The sequence below is a fragment of the Microcoleus sp. LEGE 07076 genome (assembly GCF_015207455.1).
Lineage (GTDB): Bacteria > Cyanobacteriota > Cyanobacteriia > Cyanobacteriales > Microcoleaceae > Microcoleus.
Genome location: NZ_JADEWV010000288.1, coordinates 1 through 5,823 on the forward strand (window position 1 = coordinate 1; position 5,823 = coordinate 5,823).

Genomic DNA, 5,823 nt, shown 5'->3' on the forward strand with positions numbered 1-5,823 from the left:
GGTGCGAGATGGGGATAGCGGGAGATGGGGAAAGGATTTAACCCTGTTTCCACGTTGTTTATTGAAGATGCGATGCGGTAGAGGAAAGTTAACGCTTAAAAATTACCAATAAGGATGATTTTTTGATTGGAATTTGTAATTTTTAAGGCGATATTTCTAATTGCTAAAAGCCGATCGAATGTATTCTTGCAGGGTGAGCTGGTAGTTTGTGGTAGTGGCGGATTGAGAATTCGCTGCTGTTAATGGTGGCAATATTTGCTTTTTTTGTCGTGAAGGTTCGCACCTGACTAGGGCGACATCAAACCTACAAGAATTATTTGCTAAATCTGGACGAGTGCTTAAAAATATTTCGGCGGTTTGCCAAAGTTTGGCTTGTTTTGCGGTACTAACCGCCAGCATTCCACCGACATCCCAATTTCCCCGCCCGCGAGTTTTGACTTCTACAAATGCTAATGTTCGGGAATGGTTCAGGGGGAATGAGGAATTTTCGTTACCTCTGTTGATTTGGCTTTCTTCATCTCTTCCGAGTGCGATGATGTCAATTTCTCCCCAGCGACAGCGGTACTGCCGGTGCAGGATTTCCCAACCTTGCTGCTGCAACCATTCGGCGACTAAGTTTTCTCCCAATGTGCCCAAAGCCCGAGGGTTTGGGGATTGGGGAGAATTGGAGTCGGCGGGAGGGGTGTTCGTTGGCGCCGCGTCAGTAGGGGCTCGGCTCCGTCGAAAGGATGGCTTCGCTAACGGTAACGGGCGATCGCGCTTTCTGATAGAATTCAATTGTAAACTGTCATCGCTGCCCATTAGGTTTAACTTGTATGATTTTGGGAATTCGCCAACATATTTATACTTTCTTGCTGAGTTTTGTTATTTTAGCAGTAATTGTCGCTGGGGCGATCGCGATCGGTCCCGCACCTGCTTTCGCCTTGGACCGCGACAAAGAAATTCTAGTCGGCGCTGATTTTGCTGGACAAGTTCTGACTGACGACAGTTTTAATAAAGCCAATCTTCGCAACAGCAATTTTACCAATGCAGATTTGCGTGGCGTCAGTTTTTTTGCAGCCAATCTGCAAGAGGCAAATTTAGAAGGCGCTAATTTTAGCGGTGCGACTTTGGATTTGGCTCGCATGATGAAAGCAAATTTAACTAATGCTATCCTTGAGGGTGCTTTTGCTTACAATACCAGACTGGAAGGAGCGATTATTGACGGTGCTGATTTTACAGAGACACTGCTGCGAGACGATATGATCGAAAAGCTTTGTAAAGTTGCAAAAGGTACTAATCCGGTGACAGGCCGAGATACTCGCGAAACTCTGTTTTGCGATTACTAAAAGGCTAATCATAGAAAAAACTAAAGTCCTAACTACGAACCTGGCTTGTAGGGTGTGTCGCCCTCAAAAATTCATTAATTGAATCGATAATCTTAGGGCGACGCACCTTATAGGATTTATAAAAAACCTGGTTAGACAATAAGTATTTTTTTTTCACCCCATATGTAAGGTGCGTCGCTCTCTAAATTGTCTATTTAATTCAGGGATTGAGAATGGCGACACACCCTACTAATACTGGTAAGAATAATGACTTTATTCCTCAAGCCCAAGGCACGGAAGTTAAATCGTAAAAATTAACTTGACGCAGCCTCTCTAATTCCTCTATCCATTCTTGTTCGGCGCAGAGTTGTTGGTAGTATTCTTTAGCAGCATCGGTTTTCATCCACATATCGAGTGCAATCCTGCGCCTCTTGATGCTGATAATTTGCTCGATACAGGCAATGGTCGATCTAATTACTAAAGGTGCGCGATAAATGTTTCTTTCTGAGAACTCGTTTAAGTGAAATAAATGCGAGATTTGATTGAGTTGATTGGGATATTCAATGAAGCTATCCTGCAATTTCAATATTAACTCAGCAGGCGCTACTTGTAAAGACATTTTGTGCAATATTTCTGCATTCACAATCTGATGCCACAAAAATCTGTGGTGAGAAAGACTAAACTGCACGTCTCTAGCTTCTATGGCTTCTCTGACATCTTGGCGGTATTCGGGACAGTGCAAGTAAATCTGCAATAATTGTGCTTCTGCTTCTTCTAACAGACTGCGGGCTGCTACTGAAAAGCCTGTTTTTGAACTTTTGGTTTCGCTGCTGGCACGCTGCTTTTTATATTGCTTGTTCGGCTTTAGCTTGTTTCTAATTAACAGGGGCATTGTCAAAGATTCGTCTTGACTCTGCCGCGCTGCCCAATCGCTGACTACTTGAGCGAGCAAGTTTTCGGCTAGCATTTTTGTGAGTCTAAAATCTCCTTTGCTGAGGATTTCGGCGCATTTTTGTAAATAATGCGTTAGCTGATTGTCATCGGTGATATTGGTTAATAATTTAATGATTTTTTTGGTAATTTGCTGGGAAGTATCTGCTTGCTTCAAATCTTGGTTGACGAGCATTTGTTGCAGTTGCCAGTCGAGCCACAATGGAGCATTTTCGAGCAATTCTCGATACTGTTCTGGGGAGTATGTTTTGAGGTATTCGTCGGCATCTTTGCCGTCGGGAATGTTGAGCACGCGCAGTTGTACTTCTCCTTGATAGGCGAGTTTTTCTATTTCTCCAATAGCGCGCGCTGCTGCTTGATTTCCTGCTTTGTCTGCGTCGAAGTTGAGGATAATTTGTTTGGAGTCGGTATACCGCAATAACTGCCGCACTTGGTTTAAGCTGAGGGCGGTGCCGAGGGATGCGACGGCGTTGGAGATGCCTGCGGCGTGAAGTGCGATCGCGTCAAAGTACCCCTCTACGACGATCGCGCGATCGGCTTTGCTAATGGCTGTTTTGGCTGTATCTAGAGCGTATAAAGTTTTGCCTTTGTCGAACAGTTCTGTTTCGGGAGAGTTGAGGTATTTCGGTTGTTCGTCGCCGAGAGCTCTGCCGCCGAAACCGATGACTCTACCTTGGGTGTCGCGAATGGGAATCATGATGCGATTGCGGAAGCGATCGTAATAGCCGCTACCGCCTGATTTGCGCGGTACAATTAATCCTGCTTGTTCTACTAATTGCGCTGGATAGTTTTTTTGTTCTACTAAATAACTATAAAGTGCTTCCCAACCTTGGGGTGCATAACCTAATTGAAATTGTTGGATAGTTTCGGCGCCCAGTTTGCGTTCTGATTTGAGATATGCTAAGGGTTCTTCTCCTTGGGTTTGCCGCAAGGCGTGTTCGTAAAAGTTGGCTGTTAGTGCTGAGATTTCATAGAGTTGTTCCCGCAGTGAAATTTGGCGCTGCAATTCTTGTCGGTGTTCTGGTTCGACTGTTTTGACGGGGATTTGATAATTTTTTGCGAGTTCTAATACGACTTCGCTGAAAGGGCGTTTGTCCAATTCCATCAGGAATTTAAAGGCATTGCCGCCGGCACCGCAGCCGAAACAATAGTACATTTGTTTGGCTTGATTGACGGTGAAACTGGGAGATTTTTCGTCGTGAAACGGACACAGTCCGACGAATTCTTTGCCGCGTTTTCGCAAGACGACTCTGCCGGAAATAACGTCTACTATGTCGGCTCTTTGTTTGACTTCTTCGATTGTTTCTGGGTGCAGTCGGGGAATTTGCATAATGCTATTTTAGGCAAATTGAAAGTATGTTTATTTTGAGAGATGGTTGCCGATCGCATTGGAAGTATCGCACAATTAGAGCGTTGGGCAAAAACCGGGTTTTTGGATCGAATACGGGATTTAAGCCTTTCATAAAAGTGAAAAACCCAGTTTTTCTGGTATTTAGGCGTAACTGCTATTTGAGTAAAGTTAGGGCATTGCTTTACTGTAAGATATTTATACTAACTGTAAGGAGCATCGGAAATAATGCGAATTTTGATGATGGGCGGTACTCGGTTTATCGGGGTTTATCTTACTAAGATTTTAGCAGCACAAGGGCATGAAGTGGTGTTGTTTAATCGGGGCAACAAGTCTGTGCCGGTTTCGGGTGTGAAACAGATTTTGGGCGATCGCACAAATCTTGACCAACTTAAAGACAAGTTATCTACAGAGGAGTTTGACGCGGTTTTTGATAACAACGGCCGGGAACTGAGCGATACAAAGCCTTTAGCTGAGATATTTAAAGGGCGGGTGCAGCACTTTGTTTACATGAGCTCTGCGGGGGTTTATTTGAAGTCGGATCAAATGCCTCATATCGAAGGGGACGCTACCGATCCCAAAAGCCGACATTTGGGTAAGTGCGAAACGGAAAATTATTTAGCCGAGTCCGGTTTGCCTTGGACTTCGATCCGCCCGACTTATATTTATGGCCCCCAAAATTATAACGATTTGGAGGCTTGGTTTTTCGATCGGATTGCGCGCGATCGACCGATTTTGATTCCGGGTAACGGTATGCACTTCACGCAGTTGGGGCACTGTCAGGATTTGGCGAGGGCGATGGCGGCGGTTTTGGGGAATGAAAGGGCGATCGGGCAAATTTACAACGTTTCGGGCGATCGATTTGTCACCTTTGACGGTTTAGCCCGCGCCTGCATTCAAGCCGCCGGCAAATCGCCCGACTCTATCAAGATTGTACATTACGATCCGAAACAATTTGACTTCGGCAAAAAGAAAGCTTTTCCGATGCGAGTACAGCACTTTTTTACCTCAGTGAATAAAGCTGTCACCGAACTTAACTGGCAACCGGAATTTGACTTAGTTTCGGGATTGAAAGATTCGTTTCAGAATGATTATGTAGTTTCGGGAAGGGACAAAGCAGAGATTGATTTTTCAGTCGATGATGAAATTTTGAAAGCCGTTTAAAGTTAAGTTATAGTGGGAGCATCCCATGCCCAAAAACATCTAGAACCCCACCCTAACCCTCCCCTTACTAAGGGGAGGGAACAATAAAGATAGCAAACAAACTGTCACAATCAGGTTTGCAGGTTTGTCACTTACAAATATTTAGGGAGAAACATAACATGAGATTTATCAATCCTAAAATTGATTTTGCATTCAAGAAAATATTTGGCTCCGCTCAGAGTACCGATATTCTGATTAGTTTCTTGAATGCTTTGCTCTATGAAGGGCGATCCATCATTGAAAGCTTAGAAATCCTTGACCCTTATCTTGCCCCTCAAATAGCCGGAGTTAAAAACAGCTACTTAGATGTCAAAGCGCTACTTAACGATGGCACATTTGTGATTATCGAAATGCAAGTTTTGAAAGTGCAGGCATTTGGCAAGCGAGTTTTGTACAATGCAGCCAAAACTTATGCACTGCAACTAACAAGGGGAGAATTATACAAGCAACTGCGACCTGTGATTGCTTTGACTATCACAGAACTTCCCATTTTGTGTTTAAAGAAAGAACTCGTCTGTCAGATTATCTACAAAATGACATTGAGTTAGTATTTGTAGAATTGCCCAAATTCCAGAAAGAATTGGAACAGTTGGAAAATATTACGGACAAGTGGATTTACTTTATCAAAACCACCGGTACTTTGGATGAAGTACCTCAAACAATGGCAACAGTCCCGGAAATTCATAAAGCTTTTGAAATTGCCAACGAAGTTAGTTTGACACAGGATGAATTGAACACGTTACAGCAGCAAGAGTTCTTTGCTCAAGATCAGGAGAGTTCAGTGGCTGTTGGCCGGGAAGAAGGCAGACAAGAAGGCAGACAAGAAGGCAGACAAGAAGGCAGACAAGAAGGCAGACAAGAAGCACAAATAGAGTTAATTATGCTTTCGCTGACTCGCCTTGTAGGTCAACTAAACCCTGCTATTGAAAGCCGCATTCAGCAGTTGTCGATCGACCAATTAGATGATTTAGTAAAAGCCCTATGGGATTTCTCAAGTTTGGAAGATTTGACAGC

Annotated in this window: 6 protein-coding genes; 4 read left to right on the forward strand and 2 right to left on the reverse strand. The window is 43.9% G+C overall.

Going from position 1 to position 5,823, the window contains the following annotated elements:
- Positions 1–156: 156 nt before the first annotated feature.
- Positions 157–801: a YraN family protein gene (locus tag IQ270_RS27330; RefSeq protein ID WP_193976295.1), complete on the reverse strand. Its 645-nt coding sequence runs from the start codon at positions 799–801 to the stop codon at positions 157–159.
- 14 nt (positions 802–815) lie between these two features.
- Here IQ270_RS27330 and IQ270_RS27335 point away from each other — a divergent pair, with 14 nt between their 5' ends.
- On the forward strand, positions 816–1,328 hold the full coding sequence (locus IQ270_RS27335) for a pentapeptide repeat-containing protein (RefSeq protein WP_193976296.1): 513 nt from the start codon (positions 816–818) through the stop codon (positions 1,326–1,328).
- Between the two features lie 259 nt (positions 1,329–1,587).
- Here IQ270_RS27335 and dnaG read toward each other — a convergent pair whose 3' ends face one another.
- Positions 1,588–3,588 carry a DNA primase gene (gene dnaG, locus IQ270_RS27340; protein WP_193976297.1) on the reverse strand — a complete coding sequence of 667 codons (2,001 nt, stop codon included), beginning with the start codon at positions 3,586–3,588 and terminating at the stop codon, positions 1,588–1,590.
- Positions 3,589–3,834: 246 nt separating this feature from the next.
- Here dnaG and IQ270_RS27345 point away from each other — a divergent pair, with 246 nt between their 5' ends.
- The 3 genes from IQ270_RS27345 to IQ270_RS32460 form a co-directional block, all read left to right on the forward strand.
- Complete coding sequence (locus IQ270_RS27345; RefSeq protein WP_193976298.1) at positions 3,835–4,770, forward strand: NAD-dependent epimerase/dehydratase family protein; 936 nt, start codon at positions 3,835–3,837, stop codon at positions 4,768–4,770.
- A gap of 158 nt (positions 4,771–4,928) precedes the next feature.
- A complete protein-coding gene (locus tag IQ270_RS32455) occupies positions 4,929–5,357 on the forward strand; it encodes an Rpn family recombination-promoting nuclease/putative transposase (RefSeq protein ID WP_339384373.1) in 429 nt (142 codons plus the stop codon).
- Positions 5,303–5,823, forward strand: a 521-nt coding sequence (locus IQ270_RS32460) for a DUF4351 domain-containing protein (protein ID WP_339384374.1), incomplete at its 3' end; no start/stop codon positions are given. The genes IQ270_RS32455 and IQ270_RS32460, both read left to right, overlap by 55 nt.